Source organism: Rhizobium sp. 21-4511-3d (genome assembly GCF_053522545.1).
The window spans coordinates 123030-145429 of the sequence record NZ_JBNWCF010000015.1; the positions used below are offsets into that span (position 1 = coordinate 123030).

General features: G+C 61.7%; 16 protein-coding genes and 2 pseudogenes. 10 read left to right on the forward strand and 8 right to left on the reverse strand.

Going from position 1 to position 22400, the window contains the following annotated elements; genetic code table 11:
• Positions 1–577: pseudogene (locus ACQZ5H_RS27085) on the forward strand (DUF3291 domain-containing protein).
• Positions 578–581: 4 nt separating this feature from the next.
• On the opposite strand, the gene ubiG reads toward ACQZ5H_RS27085, so the two are convergent.
• Both ubiG and ACQZ5H_RS27095 read right to left on the reverse strand, forming a co-directional pair.
• Entirely contained in the window at positions 582–1328 is a 747-nt protein-coding gene (ubiG, locus tag ACQZ5H_RS27090; RefSeq protein ID WP_449099502.1) for a bifunctional 2-polyprenyl-6-hydroxyphenol methylase/3-demethylubiquinol 3-O-methyltransferase UbiG, read from the reverse strand.
• A 53-nt stretch (positions 1329–1381) separates the two neighbouring features.
• Positions 1382–2812: an amidase gene (locus tag ACQZ5H_RS27095; RefSeq protein ID WP_449099503.1), complete on the reverse strand. Its 1431-nt coding sequence runs from the start codon at positions 2810–2812 to the stop codon at positions 1382–1384.
• 94 nt (positions 2813–2906) lie between these two features.
• Here ACQZ5H_RS27095 and ACQZ5H_RS27100 point away from each other — a divergent pair, with 94 nt between their 5' ends.
• Complete coding sequence (locus ACQZ5H_RS27100) at positions 2907–3689, forward strand: LuxR C-terminal-related transcriptional regulator (RefSeq protein WP_449099504.1); 783 nt, start codon at positions 2907–2909, stop codon at positions 3687–3689.
• Positions 3690–3723: 34 nt separating this feature from the next.
• Here the strand turns inward: ACQZ5H_RS27100 and ACQZ5H_RS27105 are convergent, their stop codons facing one another.
• Positions 3724–5055 carry an APC family permease gene (locus ACQZ5H_RS27105; protein WP_449099505.1) on the reverse strand — a complete coding sequence of 444 codons (1332 nt, stop codon included), beginning with the start codon at positions 5053–5055 and terminating at the stop codon, positions 3724–3726.
• Positions 5056–5166: 111 nt separating this feature from the next.
• On the opposite strand from ACQZ5H_RS27105, the gene ACQZ5H_RS27110 reads away from it, so the two are divergent.
• The 6 genes from ACQZ5H_RS27110 (at position 5167) to ACQZ5H_RS27135 (ending at position 12187) form a co-directional block, all read left to right on the forward strand.
• Positions 5167–5337 carry a hypothetical protein gene (locus ACQZ5H_RS27110; RefSeq protein WP_162708790.1) on the forward strand — a complete coding sequence of 57 codons (171 nt, stop codon included), beginning with the start codon at positions 5167–5169 and terminating at the stop codon, positions 5335–5337.
• A gap of 197 nt (positions 5338–5534) precedes the next feature.
• Complete coding sequence (locus ACQZ5H_RS27115; protein WP_112386085.1) at positions 5535–6809, forward strand: aspartate kinase; 1275 nt, start codon at positions 5535–5537, stop codon at positions 6807–6809.
• A 91-nt stretch (positions 6810–6900) separates the two neighbouring features.
• On the forward strand, positions 6901–9168 hold the full coding sequence (ptsP, locus tag ACQZ5H_RS27120; RefSeq protein WP_112720256.1) for a phosphoenolpyruvate--protein phosphotransferase: 2268 nt from the start codon (positions 6901–6903) through the stop codon (positions 9166–9168).
• 28 nt (positions 9169–9196) lie between these two features.
• Complete coding sequence (gene prfA / locus ACQZ5H_RS27125) at positions 9197–10276, forward strand: peptide chain release factor 1 (RefSeq protein ID WP_199627795.1); 1080 nt, start codon at positions 9197–9199, stop codon at positions 10274–10276.
• Positions 10273–11145 (forward strand): peptide chain release factor N(5)-glutamine methyltransferase, encoded by an 873-nt coding sequence (prmC, locus tag ACQZ5H_RS27130; protein ID WP_449099506.1) that lies wholly within the window; start codon positions 10273–10275, stop codon positions 11143–11145. Before prfA ends, prmC begins: the two co-directional genes overlap by 4 nt.
• Before the next feature lie 343 nt (positions 11146–11488).
• A complete protein-coding gene (locus tag ACQZ5H_RS27135) occupies positions 11489–12187 on the forward strand; it encodes a DUF4167 domain-containing protein (RefSeq protein WP_199627793.1) in 699 nt (232 codons plus the stop codon).
• Positions 12188–12258: 71 nt separating this feature from the next.
• Here the strand turns inward: ACQZ5H_RS27135 and ACQZ5H_RS27140 are convergent, their stop codons facing one another.
• The 3 genes and pseudogenes from ACQZ5H_RS27140 to ACQZ5H_RS27150 all read right to left on the reverse strand — a co-directional run.
• Complete coding sequence (locus ACQZ5H_RS27140) at positions 12259–14409, reverse strand: TonB-dependent receptor family protein (RefSeq protein ID WP_449099507.1); 2151 nt, start codon at positions 14407–14409, stop codon at positions 12259–12261.
• A gap of 332 nt (positions 14410–14741) precedes the next feature.
• Complete coding sequence (locus ACQZ5H_RS27145; RefSeq protein WP_449099508.1) at positions 14742–15290, reverse strand: MurR/RpiR family transcriptional regulator; 549 nt, start codon at positions 15288–15290, stop codon at positions 14742–14744.
• Between the two features lie 159 nt (positions 15291–15449).
• Positions 15450–15521 (reverse strand): annotated as a pseudogene (locus tag ACQZ5H_RS27150) (hypothetical protein); the annotation flags it as partial.
• A 325-nt stretch (positions 15522–15846) separates the two neighbouring features.
• Between ACQZ5H_RS27150 and ACQZ5H_RS27155 the strand changes: the two are divergent.
• Positions 15847–16752, forward strand: coding sequence for a S1C family serine protease (locus tag ACQZ5H_RS27155; RefSeq protein ID WP_130284166.1), 906 nt, complete (start codon positions 15847–15849; stop codon positions 16750–16752).
• 217 nt (positions 16753–16969) lie between these two features.
• Positions 16970–19570 carry an ATP-dependent chaperone ClpB gene (gene clpB / locus ACQZ5H_RS27160; protein ID WP_112720263.1) on the forward strand — a complete coding sequence of 867 codons (2601 nt, stop codon included), beginning with the start codon at positions 16970–16972 and terminating at the stop codon, positions 19568–19570.
• A 93-nt stretch (positions 19571–19663) separates the two neighbouring features.
• On the opposite strand, the gene ACQZ5H_RS27165 is transcribed toward clpB, so the two are convergent.
• Both ACQZ5H_RS27165 and ACQZ5H_RS27170 read right to left on the reverse strand, forming a co-directional pair.
• A complete protein-coding gene (locus tag ACQZ5H_RS27165) occupies positions 19664–19885 on the reverse strand; it encodes a hypothetical protein (protein WP_049809742.1) in 222 nt (73 codons plus the stop codon).
• 131 nt (positions 19886–20016) lie between these two features.
• Positions 20017–21954: a M23 family metallopeptidase gene (locus ACQZ5H_RS27170; RefSeq protein WP_449099509.1), complete on the reverse strand. Its 1938-nt coding sequence runs from the start codon at positions 21952–21954 to the stop codon at positions 20017–20019.
• Positions 21955–22400 lie beyond the last annotated feature (446 nt).

A 22400-nucleotide genomic window follows, 5' to 3' on the forward strand; every position in this document is an offset into this window, starting at 1 on the left:
ATGCAGTCCGCGCGCCTCGCCTTCTACAATTTCGGGCTTCATGTGGCGCCGGCTGATAGTGAGGCGGTTCGCGGCTTCATGCTGCGCGAACCCGCAAATTTCGAAGCAGCGGCGCGAGCGCAGGGCTTCCTGGGGCGTTCGGGTTATCCGGGCATACCCGGTACGCGAAGCTGGGGCGTTCAGGTTTTTCCGAGATATATCGAAGGCAGCGGCTTCACCACCGCGCCGTCCTCATTGTCGCTCTGGGCCGATATCGAGTCCTTGATGGCCTTCAGCTATAACGGCGTGCATGCCGACGCGTTGAAGAATGCCCGGGCCTGGAATGCCCGGCAGAGCTGGCCGCCGCTGGTTTTGTGGTGGGTTTCGGCCACGCATCGGCCAGACTGGCAGGAGGGCGCCTCGCGGCTTGAATATCTCGACGATCACGGACCGAGCGCGTATGCGTTCAACTTCAAGCAGCCTTATGGTCCTGACGGCGAGGAAATCCATCGACCGCGAACGGGTGAAGGAGCTTGCTGCGCAAAACGCCACGCGCCAGCAGGATCTCTTGGAACTCGTCAGTAAATTGAAGGTCTGATTGCTCAGGCCGGGCGCTTTGCCAGAAGCATGTAATTCACGTCCATGTCCTTCGACAGATTCCACTGGTTGGCCAGAGGATTGAAGAAGACGCCGGTGCGGTCGATGATTTCGAGGCCGGAGGCAGTCATCGGCCCTTCCAGTTGTTCGGGACGAACCAGCTTTTCATATTGATGCGTGCCGCGCGGCAGCCAGCGCAGGATGTTTTCGGCCGCGAATATCGCGAGCGCGGCGGCCTTCATCGTGCGGTTGATGGTGGCGACGAACATCATACCGCCGGGGCGGACCATCCTGGAGCAGGTCGATATGAAGAACTCGACATCGGCAACGTGCTCGACGACTTCCATGTTCAGGACGATATCGAAGGTCTCGCCGGCTTCGGCGAGTTGCTCGGCCGTGACAGGACGGTAGTCGACGGAAACGCCCGACGCCTTCGCATGGGTGGAGGCGATGCCGATATTCTTTTCCGAGGGGTCGGCGCCGACGACGGTGGCGCCCATCCGCGCGACCGGCTCGGACAGCAGGCCGCCGCCGCAGCCGATGTCGAGAACGCGCAGGCCTTCCAGCGGCTTCGGGCTTTTCGGATCGAGCCCGAAATTCTCCGCCGCCTTGTCGCGGATGTAGGTCAGCCGCACCGGGTTGAACTTGTGCAGCGGCTTGAACTTGCCGGTCGGGCTCCACCACTCAGCCGCCATCGCCGAGAAGCGGTCCACTTCGCTCTGGTCGATCGTGCTCTTTGCGGCTTCGCTCATGGGTCTGCTCCTTGCGTCAGTCATGAGTGAAGTCGGACGATCGGCGGCATAAGTCAAGGGGCGGGAAGCCGCGGGACAGAGAGCCGCGCCTCCAGCGCCGCAGCCATCGACAGCACGCTTTCATCCGCAAAGCGGCGACCGACGATCTGCAGGCCGACAGGCAGGCCGTTGGATGCCAGGCCGACCGGAAGCGACAGGGCGGGAAGCTGCGGCAGCATGTTGAAGGGACAGGTCATGTCGAGACCAATGAAACGGCCATCCGGACCGGTCGCGACATAATCGTCGTCGCATTCGGTGACCAGCGGGGCGGTAACGGCGCAGGTCGGGCACAGCAGCGCGTCGTAATTTGCGAAGAGGGCGGCCATGTCGCGCCACATACGGGTGCGCAGCAGTTCGACGCGCTTATAGGCGGTGGCGTTCATCGCCAGCCCGCGCTCGATCATCGAGACGACGGCCGGATCCATCTTGTCGCGGTAGGTCTCGATCGTCTCGCCGAAGAAGCCGGACATGAAGACGCACCAGAGGTCGAACCATTCGTCGTTGACGGCGCGTGTCCATTGCATCGGCACTTCATCGACCGTTGCCCCGGCGCGGCGCAGCTCTTCGGCCGCCTGGCGGACAAGCCGTTCGACTTCGGGTTCCACTTGGTAATAGCCGAGATCGACCGACAGGGCGAAGCGCTTGCCTGCGAGGTTGCCATTGCGGGCAACGTGGGAGACGAAGCCGACCGGCAGCGACGAGATGTCCTCGTCGCTCGGTCCGCAGGTCGCTTCCATGAAGGAGACGGCATCGCCGACGGTGCGGGCGAGCGGGCCGAAATGCGAGATGTTGTCGAAGACGCTCGGCAGGATGGTCATCGGGATGCGGCCGATGCTGGCCTTGAGGCCGACCGTGCCGCTCAAGGCCGCGGGTATGCGGACCGAGCCGCCCATATCCGTACCCTCGGCGAAGGGCACGACGCCGGTTGCGACTGCAACGGCAGAGCCGCCGGAAGAGCCGCCGGAGGTACGCTCCGGGTCCCACGGATTGCGGGTGATGCCCCAGCGGGGGCTATGGGTGAAGCTGGCATAGGCGAATTCCGGGGTCGTCGTCTTGCCCATCAGGATGCCGCCGGCATCCTGAAGGCGGCGGACGACGAGGGCGGTCTCGTCGGGGATCCGGTCACCCTGGGTCCAGGAGCCGAGGGTCGTCAGGTCTCCCTTGGTGGGGGTCATGTCCTTGGCAGCGAAGGGGACGCCGTGAAGGGGGGCGGTCGCTTCGCCGCGCGCTGCGGCCCGGTCGGCGACCTTGGCGGCTTCCAGCGCCTGTTCCTCGCGGATCACCGTGAAGGGGTTGAGCGTCGCGTTGACGGCCCTGGCACGGCGGATCGATTCAGCAACGACTGATTCCGACGAGAAACTCCCTTCGCGAATGCCGCGTGCGATCTCCGTCGCCGGGAGGTCGAGCGGGTGGGAGGCGGATTGTTCGGCCGCGTTCTTGGTCATGTCTGTGTGTTCCATCGGGGTCATTGCATTTCGCTTTGAAAGAGTGCTTGCTGTGCCGGAAGCCGTCTACGGCTTTTCATTGCCAGGACAATTCATGAATTCCGTTTCGAGACCAACTTCCCAGATGCCGTCCTTCGACGTCTGGAATGCTGCTCTCGCGCAGGCTGCGAACGCCATCGGCTCGCGGGCCTTTCCGGATGCGCTTGCCGCAGCGCTCAGGCTGCTGGCGCCGTTCCAGATGATGAACGGCTTCATCTATTCGCCCGATGGCCATGCCTTCGATCTCTATAACGAGAAGATCGTTGCCGAGAGGTCGCTGATCGTCGACCGGTATCTGGCGGGTGCCTTCGTGCTCGATCCCTTCTATGACGCGATCCGTGCCGATGGCGGCGCGCGGATGATCGTGATGCGCGAGATCGCGCCCGATGATTTTGCGCAGACCGAATATTTCCGCCTGCATTACGCGACGACCGAGATCATCGACGAGATCGGTTTCGTTCTGGCGCTTGAGAGCGGCTATATCGCCGTGCTGTCTCTGTCGCGCACGGGCAATGCAGCGCTGTTTTCCGAAGAGGACCTGCAGCGGCTGCGTTCGGCCACATTGCTCGTCTGCGCGCTTGGAAGCCGTCACTGGTTCCATGTCTCGGGCCTGTCGCTGGAAATCAAGAATGCCGCGCCAGCCGCACGGATCGAACATCCGCTGCTGACCAAGCGTGAACTCGAGATCGTGACGCTGATCCTCAAGGGACATTCCAACCTCTCGCTTGCCGCCGTTCTCGAGCTTTCGCCCAACACCGTGAAGGTGCATCGCCGGCAGATCTACTCGAAACTCAACATTTCCAGCCAGGCCGAGCTCTTCCGCCTGTTCCTGGCTTAGCCCGGCCGTTTCCGGCCGGGCCGCTTTTCGAAGCTTATTCTGCGAAATCCATTTCGGGAGGTGCAGACTGGAAGAAGCGTGTCAGGTAGGCGAGATAGCCGACACCGATGACCAGCCAGATCAGGCCGAGAACCTTGGCATGCTCGTCGAGGTTCCAGAGCAGGAAGAGATCGCAGACCGCGGCGAGCGCCGGGATGACGAGACCGATCAGCGCGCCGAGCGGCTTCACTTGCTGGTCGCCTTTCACATAGAGAGCGATGACAGAGATATTGACCGCGGTGAAGGCGAGGAATGCGCCGAAGTTGATGAAGGAGGTCGAGGTCGTCACGTCCATGGTCAGCGCCAGCAGGCCGACGATGCCGACGAGCACGAGGTTGATGACAGGCGTGTGCCACTTCGGATGCAGGCTGCCGAAGATCGAAGACGGCAGAACGCTGTCACGGCCCATGGCGAAGAGCAGGCGGCCGACGCTGGCCTGGGCGGCGAGGCCCGAGGTGAACTGCGCGACGACGAGCGTTGCGAGGAAGATGGTGACGAAAAGGTCGCCGCCGATCGTCTTGGCGATTTCGCTTGCGGCGGCATCGACGGAGACGAAGTCCATTCCCGGATGCGCAAGCTGGGTGACATAGGCCGCGACGACGAAGATCAGGCCGCCGGCAAGCGCGGTGATCAGGATGGCGCGGGGCATGGTGCGCTTGGCATCCTTGGTTTCCTCGGTCAGCGTCGAGACGGCGTCGAAGCCGAGGAAGGAATAGGCGGCGATTGCAGCACCGGCGATCGATGCCGAGAAGGGCACGTCAGCCTTGAAGAATGGCGTTGCCGAGACGAGGCCGCCCGGGCCGCTGGCAGCCATAACATAGCGGGCCGCGAGGAAGACGAAGGCGATCAGGACGGCGAGCTGCACCAGCATCAGGATGAAGTTGACGCGGTTTGCGAAGGCGATGCCGACGACGTTGACCAGGGTGGTCAGCAGGATGAAGCCAATGATCCAGACATAGGCCGGGATGGTCGGGAAGGCCGAGGTCAGATAGGCCGCACCGATCAGCCATATGACCATCGGCAGGAAGAAATAGTCGAGCAGGACCGCCCAGCCGACGAGGAAGCCGATGCTCGGGCTCAGCGAGCGGCGGGCATAGGTGTAGGCGGAACCGGCGACCGGATAGACGCGGGCCATGACGCCGTAGCTGATGGCGGTGAGCAGGATGGCGGCAGCCGCTACGAGATAGGCCATGGCCGTCGTGCCCTGGCTTGCGGCGGCAAGTGCGCCGAACGTGCCGAAGACGATCATCGGCGTCATATAGGCCAGACCAAAAAGCACAACGGACCAGAGGCCCAGTGTGCGGTCGAGTTTTACTGTGTCATTCATGTTCCGCCTCCGCGAAGAGTTGTTGATTGATCTTCCCGGGAGCTGCGCAGGGCAATTCGTTTAGCTGTTCCGCGCAGGTCACCGCCCGCATTTTTTATTTATGAAGAAAAGATGAACGAGCGGGCGGAGATCGAACATAACCCCAAGGTGTTATGGGGAGCGGCTGCCGGAGACGTCAACAGCCGCCGGGAAAAGCCTCTGCCGCCGATCGCGGAAAACTTTGCTAAACCGTACCGCCAAACGCCAATTGGCGACCTTGCCACCCCCATGCAAAGCCGCTAAGAGACGCCCAACTTGAGCCCTTGGGCGCCAAGGCTTTAGAAGCGTTCCAGAACTCCCAATTCGAGCGCTCCGGCCTATGGTCCGACCGGCTCCTGATGCCGGGTCTGGCAATCGTCTCTCCCGGTGGTTTGTCAATGGCGCATGATCGGCCGGAGAAATCCGCTCGCGGCCCCCGGCGCTGGCTGTGGTAGAGGCTTATGGCACGCATCGTTATGAAATTCGGCGGAACTTCCGTCGCCGATCTGGACCGCATCAAGAACGTTGCCCGCCATGTGAAACGTGAAGTGGACGCGGGCCACGAAGTCGCGGTCGTGGTTTCGGCCATGTCGGGCAAGACCAACGAGCTCGTCGGCTGGGTGCAGAACATGCCGAAGGTCGTGGGCGCCAATTCTCCGTTTTACGATGCGCGCGAATATGACGCCGTCGTCGCCTCGGGCGAACAGGTCACGGCCGGTCTGCTGGCAATCGCGCTGCAGGCGATGGATATCAATGCGCGCTCCTGGCAGGGCTGGCAGATCGCCATCCGTACGGACAACGCCCATGGCGCCGCCCGCATCCAGGAAATCGACGGTGCCGATATCGTCAAGCGCATGGGCGAAGGCCAGGTCGCCGTCATTGCCGGCTTCCAGGGCATCGGCCCGGACAATCGCATCGCGACGCTCGGCCGAGGCGGTTCCGATACGTCGGCCGTCGCCGTCGCCGCGGCGCTGAAGGCTGATCGCTGCGACATCTATACCGATGTCGACGGCGTCTACACGACCGACCCGCGCATCGTGCCGCAGGCGCGCCGCCTGAAAAAGATCGCCTTCGAAGAAATGCTCGAAATGGCATCGCTCGGTGCCAAGGTTCTGCAGGTCCGCTCGGTGGAACTTGCCATGGTGCACAAGGTTCGTACCTTCGTGCGCTCCTCTTTCGAAGATCCCGATGCTCCGGGCATGGGTGACTTCTTGAATCCGCCCGGAACGCTGATTTGTGACGAGGATGAAATCGTGGAACAGGAAGTAGTCACCGGCATCGCCTATGCCAAGGATGAGGCTCAGATCTCGCTTCGCCGTCTTGCCGACCGGCCGGGTGTTTCCGCCGCGATCTTCGGACCGCTGGCCGAGAACCACATCAATGTCGACATGATCGTCCAGAACATTTCTGAAGACGGCTCGAAGACCGACATGACGTTCACGGTTCCGTCGGGCGATGTCGACAAGGCGATCAAGGTCCTGTCCGACAACAAGCCGGCGATCGGCTACGATGTCGTGCAGCACGAATCGGGCCTGGTGAAAGTATCGGTTATCGGCATCGGCATGCGTTCGCACGCTGGCGTTGCAGCGACGGCCTTCCGCGCGCTCGCGGAAAAGGGTATCAACATCAAGGCGATCACCACGTCGGAGATCAAGATTTCGATCCTGATCGACGGCCCGTATGCGGAACTCGCTGTCAGAACTTTGCATTCCTGCTACGGTCTCGATAAGAATTGATTCCCAGCGGGCGGGCCGCCCCTTCGACATGAAGAGATGCGGCCGGTTTGCTGGCCGCATTAGGCATTTGTTTCGGGGAGCTTGAGACGCAATGAGAGACCTGTCCGGCGGTCCGCGCGTACTGCTCAAGCGGTTGCGCGAGTTGATGGCGGAGCCGCTGGAGCCGCAGGAGCGACTCGACCGGATCGTACGCCAGATTGCCAGCAACATGGTGGCGGAGGTTTGCTCGGTCTACGTGCTGCGCGCCGACGGCGTCCTCGAGCTTTACGCAACCGAAGGTCTGAACAAGGAAGCCGTCCACCTTTCGCAATTGAAGATGGGGCAAGGCCTCGTCGGTACGATTGCCGCTTCCGCGCAACCGCTCAATCTTTCCGATGCGCAATCGCATCCGGCCTTCCGTTACCTGCCGGAAACCGGCGAAGAGATCTATCACTCCTTCCTCGGCGTGCCGATCCTGCGCACGGGCCGTTCGCTCGGCGTTCTCGTCGTCCAGAACAAGGCGAGCCGCAACTATCGCGACGAAGAGCTCGAAGCGCTCGAGACGACGGCGATGGTGCTTGCCGAGATGATCGCCACCGGCGAGCTCAAGAAGATCACCAAGCCCGGCCTCGAACTCGACCTGACGCGTTCCGTCACCATCGACGGCGACACCTATAATGAAGGCATCGGCCTCGGTTACGTCGTGCTGCACGAGCCGCGCATCGTCGTCACCAACCTGCTGAACGAGGATTCCGAAAAGGAAATCCGCCGCCTCGCCGAAGCCATGGGTTCGTTGCGGCTGTCGATCGATGACATGCTGTCGCGCCGTGACGTGTCGATGGAGGGCGAGCATCGCGAGGTTCTCGAGACCTACCGCATGTTCGCCCACGATCAGGGCTGGGTGCGCAAGCTGGAAGAGGCGATCCGCAACGGCCTGACGGCGGAAGCCGCGGTCGAGAAGGTGCAGTCGGACACCAAGGCGCGAATGATGCGCCTCACCGACCCGTATCTGCGCGAGCGGATGCATGATTTCGAGGACCTGGCGAACCGCCTGCTGCGCCAGCTGACAGGCTATACCGGCCGCACCACGGCTGATGGCTTCCCGAACGATGCGATCATCTTTGCGCGCGCCATGGGCGCCGCCGAGCTGCTCGATTATCCGCGTGCCAATGTTCGCGGTCTCGTGCTTGAGGAAGGAGCGGTTACCAGCCACGTCGTCATCGTCGCGCGTGCCATGGGCATTCCCGTTATCGGTCAGGTTGCCGGTGTCGTGGCGCTTGCCGAAAATGGTGATGCGGCGATCGTCGATGGCGATGAGGCGCATGTGCACCTGAGGCCGATGCAGGATTTGCAGCGCTCCTACGAGGAGAAGGTCCGTTTCCGCGCCCGCCGCCAGGAGCAGTTCCGTGCGCTTCGCGCCGTCGAGCCGCTGACCAAGGATGGCAAGCGGATTGCGCTTCAGATGAATGCCGGCCTGCTGGTCGACCTGCCGCAGCTCGCCGAATCCGGTGCTGAAGGCATTGGTCTGTTCCGCACAGAGCTGCAGTTCATGATCGCCTCGACCATGCCGAAGGCGGAAGAGCAGGAAGCCTTTTACCGCAACGTGCTGAAGCAGGCGGCAGGACGCCCCGTGACCTTCCGCACGCTCGATATCGGCGGTGACAAGGTCGTTCCCTATTTCCGCGGGCATGAGGAAGAAAATCCGGCGCTCGGATGGCGCGCGATCCGCCTGTCACTCGACCGGCCGGGTCTCTTGCGCACGCAACTGCGCGCCATGCTGAAGGCCGCCGCCGGCACCGAGCTGAAGATCATGGTGCCGATGGTGACCGAGGTTTCGGAGCTGAAGGCGGTCCGCGAGCTCCTGCAGAAGGAAGTGCAGCACCTCTCGCGCTTCGGCCACGGCCTGCCGCGCAAGCTGCAGTTCGGCGCGATGCTCGAGGTTCCGGCGCTGCTCTGGCAGCTGGACGAGTTGATGGAGGCGGCTGACTTCGTTTCGGTCGGTTCCAACGACCTGTTCCAGTTCGCGATGGCTGTCGATCGCGGCAATGCGCGCGTGTCCGACCGTTTTGACACGCTGGGCCGCCCGTTCCTGCGGATTCTGCGCGATATCACGCGTGCCGGCGAGCGCAACAATACGACCGTGACGCTCTGCGGCGAACTCGCCGGCAAGCCGATCTCGGCAATGGCTTTGATGGGGATCGGGTTCCGCTCGGTATCGATGTCGCCGGCCTCTATCGGCCCGGTGAAGGCGATGCTGCTCGGGCTCGACGTGACGGCGCTCGCCAAGGTCATGGACGAGGCGCTTGACGATACGCATGGCACGGAATCGATGCGCGACATTCTTGTCCGCTTCGCCAGCAGCCACAATATTCCCCTTTAGACAACGATAAGAAGAATTGGAGTGAAGGGTGGCGAAGCTTCCCCTTGAAAAGATGCGCGAGCTGGAACGCCGCTTCGGCGAGATCGAAGCGCGCATGTCCGCCGGTCCTGCGGCCGACGTCTATGTGAAGCTCGCCTCCGAATATTCCGAGCTGCAGCCCGTGGTCGGCAAGATCCGCGCCTATCAGAAGGCCGTGGCCGAGTTTGCCGATCTGGAAGCGATGCTGGAAGACAAGTCCGTCGATCGCGAGATGCGCGATCTCGCCGAGCTTGAATATCCTGACGTCAAGGAGCGCATCGAGGGGCTGGAGCAGGAAATCCAGATCCTGCTCTTGCCGAAGGATGCGGCCGACGAGAAGAGCGCCATCCTGGAAATCCGCGCCGGAACCGGTGGGTCGGAAGCAGCGCTTTTTGCCGGCGATCTTTTCCGGATGTACGAGCGCTTTGCTGCTGCGAATAACTGGAAGGTTGAGGTTCTCTCTTCGAGCGACGGCGAAGCCGGCGGCTTCAAGGAAATCATCGCGACGATCACCGGCCGCGGCGTGTTCGCCAAGCTGAAATTCGAATCCGGTGTGCATCGCGTGCAGCGCGTGCCGGAAACGGAAGCGGGCGGGCGCATTCACACGTCGGCGGCGACCGTTGCAGTTCTGCCGGAAGCCGAAGAGATCGATATCGAAATCCGGCCGGAAGACATTCGCATCGATACGATGCGCTCGTCGGGTGCCGGCGGCCAGCACGTCAATACGACCGACTCCGCGGTGCGCATCACGCACCTGCCGACCGGCATCGTCGTCACCAGCTCCGAAAAATCGCAGCACCAGAACCGCGCTAAGGCGATGCAGGTGCTGCGTTCGCGGCTCTATGACGCCGAACGCCAGCGGGCGGACAGCGAACGGTCGGCCGACCGCAAGAGCCAGGTCGGGTCCGGCGACCGCTCGGAGCGCATCCGCACCTATAATTTCCCGCAGGGCCGCGTCACCGACCACCGTATCAACCTGACGCTCTATAAGCTCGACCGGATGATGGTCGGCGAAATCGACGAAGTGGTCGATGCGCTGCTGGCCGACTATCAGGCAAGCCAGCTTGCCAGCCTCGGCGAACAGCAATGACGGCAAGCGGGCGAACGGTCTCGGCGATCCTTTCCGGCGCCCGCAGCCGCTTCACGGAAGCGGGCGTTGCCGATCCGGCCACCGATGCCCGCCTGCTGATCTCGGGCCTGCTCGGCCTGTCGTCGACGGAGATGCTGACGCGGGCCAATGATGTTCCCGATGCCGAGAAGATCGCCGTGATCGAGGCGGCGATCGAACGCCGCCTGCAGCACGAGCCGGTTCATCGCATTCTTGGCGAGCGTGAATTCTACGGTCTGCCGCTGTCGCTTTCGGCCGAAACGCTGGAGCCGCGGCCGGATACGGAAATTCTCGTCGATACGATGCTTCCGTATTTGAGAACCCTTGCAAGTGAGGGCGGCGATCTCCATATCCTGGATATCGGAACGGGAACGGGCGCCATATGTCTGGCACTGTTGAGCGAGCTTCCACAAGCCAAAGGGACCGGTAGCGATATATCGGCCGACGCGCTTCAAACGGCTACGGCCAATGCGAAGCGGAACGGGTTTAAGGAGCGGTTCCGGGCAATACAATCCAGCTGGTTTGACAATATCGATGGACGCTTTCACGCGATCGTCTCAAATCCGCCCTATATTGCCTCCAAGGTCATTCACGATCTCGCTCCCGAAGTGAAGAAATTTGATCCCGCGGCAGCTTTGGATGGCGGCCCGGATGGACTTGACGCCTACAGGGCGATCGCCAAGGATGCGGCAAGGTTCTTGCGGCAGAATGGCATTATCGGACTGGAGATCGGCTTCGATCAATGTGGTGACGTCTCGGATGTCTTCGAGAAAGAAGGCTTCAAACGTCTGGAGTCCGTAAAGGATTACGGCCAGAATGACCGGGTGCTCGTGTTCGCACTCAATGTTTGAGCGACAAATTGCAGCATTGGACAGGACGATATTGCTATTGCGAAGAAAAGGCTTGGATTTCCCCAGGAAGCAAGATAGGTTGCGCTCACGCGTTGGGCACTCAGGAATGAACGAAGATTCGTTCGGTACTTGGTCGGCCTCGGGGGTCCACTCTTTTAAACGAGAGTTTCAAAGGTTGAACACGACCCAATGCGTGAATCAGTCAATATGACTTGAGGAACAAGCGGCAGGTCGGCGCGAAGGCGCATCATGCTTGCGGCACGAAGGCCCTGAGCCGGTTTTTCCCGGCCTTGGCGATCGGTGCCTTAACTCCACACGAACAGAGAATTCAGGTGAACGATCTATGAGGCCAGGACAGCAGAACAAGCGCGGTCGAGGGCGTGGCAATAACAACAATGGCGGCGGCGGCGGAAATAACAATAACAACAATTTCAACCGCAAGGGCGGCAACCCGCTGACTCGGACCTACGACAGTTCTGGTCCTGACGTTAAGATCCGCGGTACCGCACAGCATATTGCCGAAAAGTACGCCCAGCTTGCCCGTGATGCTCAGAGCTCCGGCGATCGCGTCATTGCCGAGAATTATCTGCAGCACGCGGAGCACTATAACCGCATCATCGCAAGCGCTCAGGCGCAGATGCAGGAACGCTTCCAGCGTGACGATCGCGGCGACTATCAGGACCAGGGCGCCGAGCGCGATGGCGAGGATATGGACAATGGCGACAACGATGACGTTGTCGTGGTTCAGCCGCCGCGCGAACAGCAGCAGCGTCAGCCTCGCGAGCAGCGCGCCGAACGTGAACAGCGTGTCGAAGCAGAAGCTCCCGCCGCTTCCGAAGAAGCCATCGACGGCACCGGCCCTCAGCCGGAGATCGACGGCATTCCCGCCGAAGTTTCGATGGAAGAAGAAGGTGGCCAGACGCGCCAGCCGCGCCGCCGCAATGCCGGCAGCCGCCCGCGCCGTCCGCGTCGTGCAGCCGGTGAGGGCGAAGGCGAAGCCGCTTCCGAGGCTCCGGTTCTGGCAGACGCTGCTTCCGAGTAAGCTGAGCCGAACACAGATATGCGAAAGGCCGCCTTTTGGGCGGCCTTTTTGTTTTGCGGGATTGCCTGGTCTCAGAAGGCGATGGACGCGTTGACGAAGAAGGTTCGCGGCTGGCCGGCGAACTTGCCGCCGTTGTTGTCGGTCGAGCGGGTGAAATATTCCTTGTCGAACAGGTTCTTGACGCCGAAGGCGAATTTCGGGGCATTCTTCTTGTCCTGCGGTTCGTAGGCGACGCGCAGGTTGACCGTGGCATAGCCGGGAATGTCGCCGAGGCGACCGGTCGGATCCTCGTCGGTCACGTAGGTTGCGCCATCGGCGGCATTGCCCGGCGAATGCTGCTTCGATTGCGCGAAGATATCGGCATTGATCGCCCAGTCGTTATACTGATAGCGGGCGCCGACCGAGCCGAAATGCCGGGAATAGAAGGGCAGATCGCGGCCTTCGAAGGCGCCGGCCTCATAGGTCGCTTCGGTATAAGTGTAGGTCGCCGAGAGCGACAGGCCGTCGAGTGCGGGGGACAGATCGCTCAGGTCATAGCGGCCGGCGGCTTCGACGCCGCGATGGCGGGTGGCGCCGAGATCGGTCCAGATGCCTTCGCCGACGATGGTGCGGCCGAGATAGAGTTCCTTGTCGAAATCAATGTTGAAGAGCGTGAGTTCGCCGCTCCAGTTGTCGCCCTCGTAATGCGTGCCGATTTCGTAGGTCGTTGCCTTCTCCGGGTGCAGGCCATCGGTCGTCGAGGCCAGCTGGCTGTATTGCTGCGGGCCGAATGAGACGCCTGCATTGGCGAAGACGCTCCAGGAATCGTTGATCTGGTAGGCCGCGGACAGGGTCGGCAGGGCCTCATGGGCATCGATCGACGGCGAGGAGGTGCTCGTAACAACGCCCCCGGTCAGGTTGGCGATATCGTTATGGGTGCTGATGATTTCGTAGCGGACGCCGGGCGTGATCGTCCAATCGCCGATCTCGATTTTGTCGTCGATGTAGAAGGCATGCGCCGTCGTGCCGCCGTCGCTGGTCTGATAGGTGTTCATCGCCAGCGAATTGGGATCGATGCCGCTGGCGCGATTGTAGAAAGCGGTTCTCGCCGCGACTTCGGAGCTCTCCTCCCACAGATAGCGATAGCCGACCGTCACTTCCTGGGTGATGCCGCCGAGCTCGATAAGGCGGGAATAGCGGGGCTCGATGCCAAAATAGCTGTATTCGCGCGGCGCCGAAGTCAGGCGATAGAGGCCGGCGCTGGCGCCGGTGCCCTGCTGCTCGACATGGCTGCCGCGGAACGAGTCGACATAATAGGTCAGCAGTTCGAAATTGTTTTCGCCGTCATCATGCTGGTAGCGGAGCGAGATGTCGTCGCGGCGGCCGCTGAAATCGTCGTAGCGGCGGGTCGATTGGAACGGGTCCTCGGCATATTCGGCCGCCGTCAGGCCGCCCGGCATTTTGCCTTCGCCTTCGTAGTGATGGTACTGGGCGCTGATCTTGTCGGTATCCGTCAGTTCGTAGCTACCCTTCAGGATGATGTCGTCGATATCGGTGCGGTCGTTGCTTTCGCGGTAGCCCTCGCCGTGGATGCCGGAATAGAGGAGCGCGGCGCCGAAGCCGTCGTCATTGGTGCCGCCGATCAGGAAGTTGGGCGTTGCCTTGACGTTGCCGCTCGCGATGTCGGCGCCCGAAGAAAAGCGCGCGGTGAATTCGTCCGGGATCGGATGGGTGACGAAATTGATGATGCCGCCGACATTCTGCGGGCCGTAGCGCACCGAGCCTGCGCCGCGCACGACATCGATCGTCTCGACATTGCCGAGCGTCAACGGGAAGAGCGACAGCTGCGGCTGCCCATACGGTGCGTAGGAGAGCGGGATGCCGTCCATCAACACGGTCGAGCGCGGGGAGAGGCGGGAGGTGAGGCCGCGAACGCCGAGATTGAGCGACACATCGCTGCCGCCTGTGCCGTTGCTCTCCTGAACCTGGACGCCGGGGACGAGGTTCAGGGCATCGCGCACGTCAGTGGCGCCGCGCTCTTCCATCTGCTTGCGATCGACGATGGTTCTGGCGCCGGGGTGTTTCAGAACCTTCTCCTCGTTCGGCTCGTCCAGCCAGTTGCCGGTGATCTTGATGGCTTCGAGCGTGGTGGTATCGCCGGAATTTGCGGCATCCTGAGCAAGCGTAGAGGTCGCGGAAGCGAGCAGCGCGAAGGTGGCTGCGAGATATCGTCTGTTGAGCATGGGGGTCCTGCGGGTAGGTAAGATCAGGCAATGAGCCATCATCCGGAAAGGAAGCGCGGCTTCTTCCGGTGTCTGGCGGTCAGGTTTTCGTCATGGAAGCGCCGGCTGCGGCGCGGGGATCAACTCGAGTTGTGAGGTCGCGGCATGACGGCAAAAGCCGTCCGGCCGGAGCGGTCTCCTCGATCATCCAAGAGATGCGTCATGCGGTCTGTCCCCAACGCCGGAAATCCATAACCGGACGCCGGTGTTGGGCTCACTACAATATTGTAGTGAGCGTTTCAATAAATATAACTCAAATAGTCATGTTTATTTTGATGGCCAGCTGAGGCCGATCATTTCGGGCTGAGGACCTTACTCCGCAGGCCGGCAAGGCGTCGTTTGGTGGCGACTGCGCGGGGCTGGTTCTTCACCGCTACGCCATAGGCGAGCAGGTCGCCGATGACGATCGCGCCAAGGCTCCAGCTTGCCAGTTTCGATGGCGAGCCGACGCAGGTGAGCAGCGCATCCACCTTGTTGCGATAGAGTTCGCCGAGCTGCACGCCGCAGACGAGGACGAGCTTGCAACCGAGTTCGGCCATCTGGCTCGTGACCAGCGAGAATTCCGCGGTTTCGTGGACGGCGTTGAAGAGAATGACGGCATCGTCCTTGCGGAGATCGAGAAGCTCGTTGGCGAGCGTGAAACCGGAAGCGCCGGAACAGCGGGTTCGCAGACCCGTCCGGCTGAGCGCGATCGAGCAGTGCCTGGCCTCGACCTCGGCCGTTCCCATCCCAAGGCACCAGACGGTGTCGGCATTTTCCAGCAGCGAAACTGCCGTGGCAAAGGCTTCCTCGTCGAGCTGCTCTTCCGTCGAGCTCAGCACCTCGCGGGCGGTGGCAAACATCTGATGCGCGACTTTCGGCAGATCGCTGCCAGTGCCGCGGAAGCGCTGCTCCAGCCGGTCGCTGGTCGGGATGGTGCGCGCCATCGTGCGGCTGCAGATACGCTTCAGCTCCGGCAGGCCGCTGAAGCCGAGGCGACGGGCGGTACGGATGACGGTTGCGTCGCTGGTTCCCGCGTCGGCGGCGATCTCTTCGGCGCTCTTGAAAATCAGGACATCGATCGGCAGGCCGACGAGATACTCGGCGACCGCAAGCTCCGAGCGGCTGAGCTCGGTCCTGTGCTGGTCGAAATGCTGCTTGAGTAACCGACGAGGCCCGGTCGCTTGTTTCCATCTTCTCCAACCCGCATGTGATCACAAATGCGCGAATAGCCGAATTTGCCGTTGATAGATACGGAAATTCACCAACTTACGCATGCATGCTCTGGTGAGGTTCGCCGTACTGATAGTGCTGAGCTTGCACTCGCAGACGGCAGTTCATACCTTATATCAAGCATGATGCGCCGCTCCCCAAGACGCGTATCGTGCGCCTCTTTTCCAGAACCGTCAGGGTCAAGAGATGAATACCGATCAGATTTTACGGTCGATCGTGGCCGTCCGTTCCTCCATTCCGGAGGATGCTTTTACCGCTTCAACACTCGGCACCGTCCGGGAAGGAAGCGGCGTGGTCATTCGCGAAAACGGCCTTGTGCTGACCATCGGCTACCTGATTACCGAGGCCGAAGAAGTCTGGCTCACCCGGCAGGATGGCCATGTGGTTGCCGGTCATGCGCTCGCCTATGACCAGGAGACCGGTTTCGGCCTCGTCCAGGCGCTCGGCGCGCTCGATGTTCCGGCCCTTCCGCTCGGCAATTCGGCTGATGCGCAGGTCGGCGATCCCGTTATCGTCGCCGATGGCATCGGCCAGTTCGTCCGCGCCAATATCGTCGCCAAGCAGGAATTCGCCGGTTATTGGGAATATTTGCTCGACGAAGCGATCTTCACGGTGCCCGCCCACCCCTCTTGGGGCGGCGCGGCGATGGTCGATGCCGAAGGCAAGCTGCTTGGCATCGGGTCGTTGCGGCTGCAGATGGCCAAGGATGGCGAGGTCGCAGACATCAACATGATCGTCCCGATCGACCTGTTGCGGCCGATCCTCGACGATCTGCTCAATCGCGGTCAGATCAACAAGCCCGCCCGCCCGTGGCTCGGTGCCTTCTCGGCAGAGAGCAACGGCGAGGTGATCGTCATGAGCGTCGCGCCTGATGGTCCGGCCGCAAAAGCCGGCCTGCGCCAGGGCGACGTGATTTCCGAGATCCGCGACGGCGAGGTCGAAGGGCTTGCGGACTTCTACCGCAAGGTCTGGGAAAGCGGATCTGCCGGCGCCGAAATCCCTATGCGGGTGCTGCGTGACGGGCGCGAGGCATGGCTTCGCATCAAGTCTGCAGACCGCAACAGCTTCCTCAAGAAGCCGCAGCTTCAATAGGCAAAACGGGCGCTGCAAAGGCGGCGCCCGCGCCGGCGCCAAACTGCCGCTTTTCGCAGCAATCCCCCTTTAAACTCTCCCGATATCCCACCATATTCGGTTCGATTGCTTCGCCGAAATCCCAAAGCGGTGAAGCCGGGCTTGCCTTTTCAGGGAGCTCAATCTCAATAATCGGTCTGCGCCTCTTGCAGGGCAGGGCGATCCATGGAGGTACAGTATGAATATCGAGAAATATTCCGAGCGCGTACGCGGTTTCGTCCAGTCCGCTCAGACTTACGCCCTGGCCCAGGGCCATCAGCAATTCACGCCCGAGCATGTGCTGAAAGTGCTGCTCGACGACGATCAGGGCATGGCTGCCTCGCTGATCGAGCGTGCCGGCGGCGACGCCAAGGCCGCCAGGCTGGCCAATGACGCCGCGCTTGCGAAGCTTCCCAAGATTTCCGGCGGCAACGGCAACATCTATCTGGCTGCACCGCTTGCGAAGGTCTTTTCGACGGCCGAGGAAGCCGCCAAGAAGGCCGGCGACAGCTTCGTGACCGTCGAGCGCCTGCTGCAGGCACTGGCGATCGAATCTTCGGCATCGACGGCGATCACGCTGAAGAACGCCGGTGTTTCGGCCCAGAGCCTCAACCAGGTGATCAACGAGATCCGCAAGGGCCGCACGGCCGATTCCGCCAACGCGGAGCAGGGCTTCGACTCCCTGAAGAAATACGCGCGCGATCTCACAGCTGAGGCGCGTGAGGGCAAGCTCGACCCGGTAATCGGCCGCGACGACGAAATTCGCCGCACGATCCAGGTCCTGTCGCGCCGCACCAAGAACAATCCGGTCCTGATCGGTGAACCCGGCGTCGGCAAGACGGCGATCGTCGAAGGCTTGGCGCTGCGTATCGTCAATGGCGACGTGCCCGAAAGCCTCAAGGACAAGAAGCTGATGGCGCTCGACATGGGCGCGCTGATTGCCGGTGCGAAGTTCCGTGGTGAATTCGAGGAGCGCCTGAAGGCGGTGCTGAACGAAGTTCAGTCCGAGAACGGCGAGATCATCCTGTTCATCGACGAGATGCACACGCTTGTCGGTGCCGGCAAGGCCGATGGCGCCATGGATGCGTCGAACCTCCTGAAACCGGCTCTTGCCCGCGGCGAGCTGCACTGCGTCGGCGCGACCACGCTCGACGAATACCGCAAGCATGTCGAGAAGGATCCGGCTCTTGCCCGCCGCTTCCAGCCCGTCGTCGTCGATGAGCCGACGGTCGAGGACACTATCTCGATCCTGCGCGGCCTGAAGGAAAAATACGAGCAGCATCACAAGGTGCGGATCTCGGATTCGTCCCTGGTTGCAGCTGCGACCCTGTCGAACCGCTACATCACCGACCGTTTCCTGCCTGACAAGGCCATCGACCTGATGGACGAAGCGGCAGCCCGTCTGCGCATGCAGGTCGATTCCAAGCCGGAAGAGCTCGACGAACTCGATCGCCGCATCATGCAGCTGAAGATCGAGCGCGAAGCGCTGAAGAAGGAAACCGACGTTGCCTCGGCAGACCGGCTGAAGCGGCTCGAGACCGAAGTGACCGACCTGGAAGAGCAGGCCGATGCGCTGACCGCGCGCTGGCAGGCTGAAAAGCAGAAGCTCGGCCTTGCCGCAGACTTGAAGAAGCAGCTCGACGATGCCCGCAACGAACTGGCGATCGCCCAGCGCAAGGGTGAATTCCAGCGCGCCGGCGAATTGACCTATGGGGTCATTCCCGAGCTCGAAAAGCAGCTTGCCGATGCCGAAAAGCAGGATGGCGATCGCGGTGCGATGGTGCAGGAGGTCGTCACCCCCGACAATATCGCCCATGTCGTCTCGCGCTGGACCGGTATCCCTGTCGACAAGATGCTCGAGGGCGAACGCGACAAGCTGCTCAGGATGGAAGACGAACTGGCGAAGTCTGTCATCGGTCAGGGTGATGCGGTTCAGGCCGTATCGCGCGCTGTCCGCCGCGCCCGCGCCGGCCTGCAGGATCCGAACCGGCCGATCGGCTCGTTCATCTTCCTCGGTCCCACCGGCGTCGGCAAGACGGAGTTGACCAAGGCGCTCGCCCGCTTCCTCTTCGACGACGAGACGGCGATGGTGCGCATGGACATGTCCGAATACATGGAGAAGCATTCCGTGGCCCGGCTGATCGGTGCCCCTCCCGGCTATGTCGGCTATGATGAAGGTGGTGCGCTGACGGAAGCCGTCCGCCGCCGGCCCTATCAGGTCGTGCTGTTCGATGAGATCGAGAAGGCGCATCCAGATGTCTTCAACATCTTGCTGCAGGTTCTCGACGACGGACGCCTGACCGATGGTCAGGGCCGCACCGTCGATTTCCGCAACACGATGATCATCATGACGTCGAATCTCGGTGCTGACTATCTGACCCAGCTCTCCGAGGGTGAAGACAGCGAAAACGTTCGCGAACAGGTGATGGATGTCGTCAAGGCACATTTCCGTCCAGAGTTCCTGAACCGTGTCGACGAGATCATCCTGTTCCATCGCCTGAAGCGGGAAGAAATGGGCGCGATCGTCGATATCCAGCTGAAGCGGCTGGTGGCACTGCTGTCCGAGCGCAAGATCGTCATCGATCTCGACGAGGATGCCCGCAACTGGCTGGCCAACAAGGGCTATGATCCTGTCTATGGCGCACGTCCGCTGAAGCGGGTGATCCAGAAATACGTTCAGGATCCGCTCGCCGAACAGATCCTGTCGGGCGAAGTGCCGGATGGTTCGCTGGTCAAGGTGACGAACGGCTCCGACCGGCTGCTGTTCCGCACCCGGCAGAATGTCAGCGAAGCGGCATAACCGCCGGATCAGGACAGATGGATTAATGCCGTCCCGCTGGAAAGCCGGGGCGGCATTTTTCATTGCCCGCTGGCAATGACGGTTCCGGAAGGCTCAGGCGGTTTCGCCGGCCGCCGGAAGGCTGCGAAGGCTCGCCGCTTCCATCAGGGAGCGGGCAATGGCGTTGCGCAGCAGAAATGCGTTGGATTTGGTTCTCTTCTTGTCGAGGGCCTGTGCCGCGTCCATCAGAAGAAATCCTTCTTTCGAAAGGATTTCATGCGCCTTGCACAAAGCCCACTTTTCGAATGCATCGCTCGATTCCATGTCGCCCGCCAAATCATTTAGCTAAACCGATGCCGAATCACTTTCGAATATTCTACTTCAAATAGATTCTACTTGAATCGAAATTTTCAGGGATGAATTCTACTCGTATCAGGGAGCACTGCCGCCGCCTGGAGTAGTAAAGGCTACTTGCTGGCAACCTGATCGACGGGCTGGTTGTTCAGCAGCGTGTCGATGCGCTTGCGCTCGTCCTGGAACTTGGCGAGCGCATCGCCGTCCAGCGATTTTCCGCCCGGCAGGCGGATGCGCAGCGGATCGACCTTGGTGCCGTTGACGATCATTTCGTAATGCAGGTGCGGACCGGTCGATTCACCTGTCGTGCCGACCCAGCCGATCACCTGGCCCTGGCGGACCTTGGCGCCGGGAACGACACCCTTGGCGATGGCGCTCTGGTGATTGTAGGAGGATTCATAGCCATTGGCATGGCGCACGATCGTCTGGTTGCCGTAACCGCCGGAATCCCAGCCGGCCTTCTCGACGACGCCGTTGCCGGTCGCGATGATCGGCGTGCCGCGCGGGGCAGCCCAGTCGACGCCGGTATGCATGCGGGCAAAGCCGAGGATCGGGTGACGGCGCATGCCGAAGCCGGATTTGAATATGCCGTTCGGAACCGGGTTGCGCAGCAGGAACTGGCGGATGCTCTTGCCGTCCTGGTCGAAGTAATCGACGCTGCCGTCATCGGCCTGGAAGCGGTAGAAACGGATCGCCGTGTCGCCGAAGCGGGCGTTGACATAGAGCAGTTCGGAATCGTCGGTGGCCTTGCCGGTCGCGTCGGCGACAGAGAAGAAGGCTTCGAGGAAGTCCGTGGATTTCAGCTGCGCCTGGAAGTCGACATTGGCGGCCAGCAGCTTGATGATCAGCGCCGTCATGTCCTTGGTCATGCCGTAGGACAGCGCGGCGCGATAGATGCCGTCATAGACGCGCGGCAGGTTCTGTCCGGAGGGGACAGAGAGGGAGTCGTCGCTAAAGGCGGTGGCGACGGCGTCCAGCATCGGCGGTTCGCTGGCAACGACAAAGCGGCCCTTGTCATCGAGCGCGATCGTCACGAGATGCCGCGTGCCGCGATAGACGCTGGCACGGATCAGCTTTGCCTGTTCGCCCTTCTGGATGATGCCGATGCGCAGCACGTCGCCCTTCGACAGATCCTCGCTGCCGAGCGGCTGCGACAGATAACCGGAAAGCATCTTCGCTTGCGGGTCGGGATAGCCGGCATCGGTCAGCGCCTTGGCGATCGGCACGTTCTGGCGGGCGGGAATGATGTCGTCGGCAAATTCTTCGGTCTGCGGGGTGATCGATTCCGGCGCAGAGACCGTCATGTTCTGTTCGAGGACACGCGCCGAAAGACCGGCGGTCAGATCGACGTCGTTGTCTTCGTTGGAGAAGCGCTGCGGATCGACATAATAGAGGGCGGCGACCTGCGAGGCGCCGTCGGTGAGGACCGAGCCGTTGGAGCGGACGTTTTCCTCGATCTCGTCGAGCGACATGCCGGGCGCGACCTTCAGGTCACTCCTGCCGGTCGGGAAGGGGACGGATTTCAGCGCCACTTCGGATTCGACGTCAGAACCATAGATCGCGCCGGTGCGCTGGGCGGGGGCCGGCTGCGGCTCGTCGGCGGAGAAGATGGAGAGCGCGTCGAAGTCGGGATAGTCCTCGGTCGCCACATGATTGGCGGCAAGCCGCATCTTCACATGCGAGAAGGGCTGGCGGCGGACCACTTCCTTGTCGCCGTCGTGAACGACGGTCGACACCTCCATGATCGCCTTGTCCGATGGTTTGGCGGCGATTGCCGGAGCAATGAGACGCCCGCCGCGGGTGACCGCCGTGTCCTCATGTGCGTCGCCATTGATATTCGCATAGGCTTCCGCCGGGATTGCCAGCTGCTGGCGACCGTCGAGGGCCGCAAAGAGCGCAACGCCCATCAGGATGCTAGAAGTGATGCCCGTGAGGAACGTGCCCGAAAGCCAGCGCAGCGAAACCTCGCGCTTGTCGGGCGCACGTCTGCCATCGGCGAGAAGCGGCGGCTCGTTGCCCAACGAGCGGATCATCATCTTCTCCGTCATCATGGCAGCTTTATCCGCGTCCTTTCATGGGCTTCTTCGGGGCCTGACCGGCTTGGGCGAAGATGTGCATATTTTGAGCATGCGAGTCAAATCATGAGGGCTGCCCTTATATAGAGGCCGAAACTCGCTCGAATCCTGCGCGCCCTTCAGACCACCGGATTGTGATCCTGTCAGGGCAGAATGATGGCACCCCACAATTTTGAAGGGGTGGCGGGGTGCGGGGATGCTGGGAGATAGCCGGATTCGATCTCCAAACGGCGTCCGAAACATTCTCGTTCCGAATTATCTTGAAAAAACAGCCTGCTACAAGAAACTTCGGAATTTTCTCTATTGCGCTGTTGACTGTTTGTGAGGGATAGCCGTATAAGCCGCGTCACTGAACGAGGGCGGCGGCGCTGCTGGCGACGGATGGCTTCGTTCTAGAGAAAATCAAGCGGATTGGCTGTTTT

What these genes read in the sequence shown, in the direction of transcription:
- ACQZ5H_RS27155 (WP_130284166.1), top strand. Translation starts at nt 15,847, where the DNA reads ATGAATACCGATCAGATTTTACGGTCGATCGTGGCCGTCCGTTCCTCC.
- ACQZ5H_RS27105 (WP_449099505.1), bottom strand. Translation starts at nt 5,055, where the DNA reads ATGAATGACACAGTAAAACTCGACCGCACACTGGGCCTCTGGTCCGTT.
- ACQZ5H_RS27170 (WP_449099509.1), bottom strand. Translation starts at nt 21,954, where the DNA reads ATGATGACGGAGAAGATGATGATCCGCTCGTTGGGCAACGAGCCGCCG.
- prmC (WP_449099506.1), top strand. Translation starts at nt 10,273, where the DNA reads ATGACGGCAAGCGGGCGAACGGTCTCGGCGATCCTTTCCGGCGCCCGC.
- ACQZ5H_RS27145 (WP_449099508.1), bottom strand. Translation starts at nt 15,290, where the DNA reads ATGTTTGCCACCGCCCGCGAGGTGCTGAGCTCGACGGAAGAGCAGCTC.
- ACQZ5H_RS27100 (WP_449099504.1), top strand. Translation starts at nt 2,907, where the DNA reads ATGAATTCCGTTTCGAGACCAACTTCCCAGATGCCGTCCTTCGACGTC.
- clpB (WP_112720263.1), top strand. Translation starts at nt 16,970, where the DNA reads ATGAATATCGAGAAATATTCCGAGCGCGTACGCGGTTTCGTCCAGTCC.
- ACQZ5H_RS27135 (WP_199627793.1), top strand. Translation starts at nt 11,489, where the DNA reads ATGAGGCCAGGACAGCAGAACAAGCGCGGTCGAGGGCGTGGCAATAAC.
- ACQZ5H_RS27140 (WP_449099507.1), bottom strand. Translation starts at nt 14,409, where the DNA reads ATGCTCAACAGACGATATCTCGCAGCCACCTTCGCGCTGCTCGCTTCC.
- ubiG (WP_449099502.1), bottom strand. Translation starts at nt 1,328, where the DNA reads ATGAGCGAAGCCGCAAAGAGCACGATCGACCAGAGCGAAGTGGACCGC.
- ACQZ5H_RS27115 (WP_112386085.1), top strand. Translation starts at nt 5,535, where the DNA reads ATGGCACGCATCGTTATGAAATTCGGCGGAACTTCCGTCGCCGATCTG.
- ACQZ5H_RS27110 (WP_162708790.1), top strand. Translation starts at nt 5,167, where the DNA reads ATGAACGAGCGGGCGGAGATCGAACATAACCCCAAGGTGTTATGGGGA.
- ptsP (WP_112720256.1), top strand. Translation starts at nt 6,901, where the DNA reads ATGAGAGACCTGTCCGGCGGTCCGCGCGTACTGCTCAAGCGGTTGCGC.
- ACQZ5H_RS27095 (WP_449099503.1), bottom strand. Translation starts at nt 2,812, where the DNA reads ATGACCAAGAACGCGGCCGAACAATCCGCCTCCCACCCGCTCGACCTC.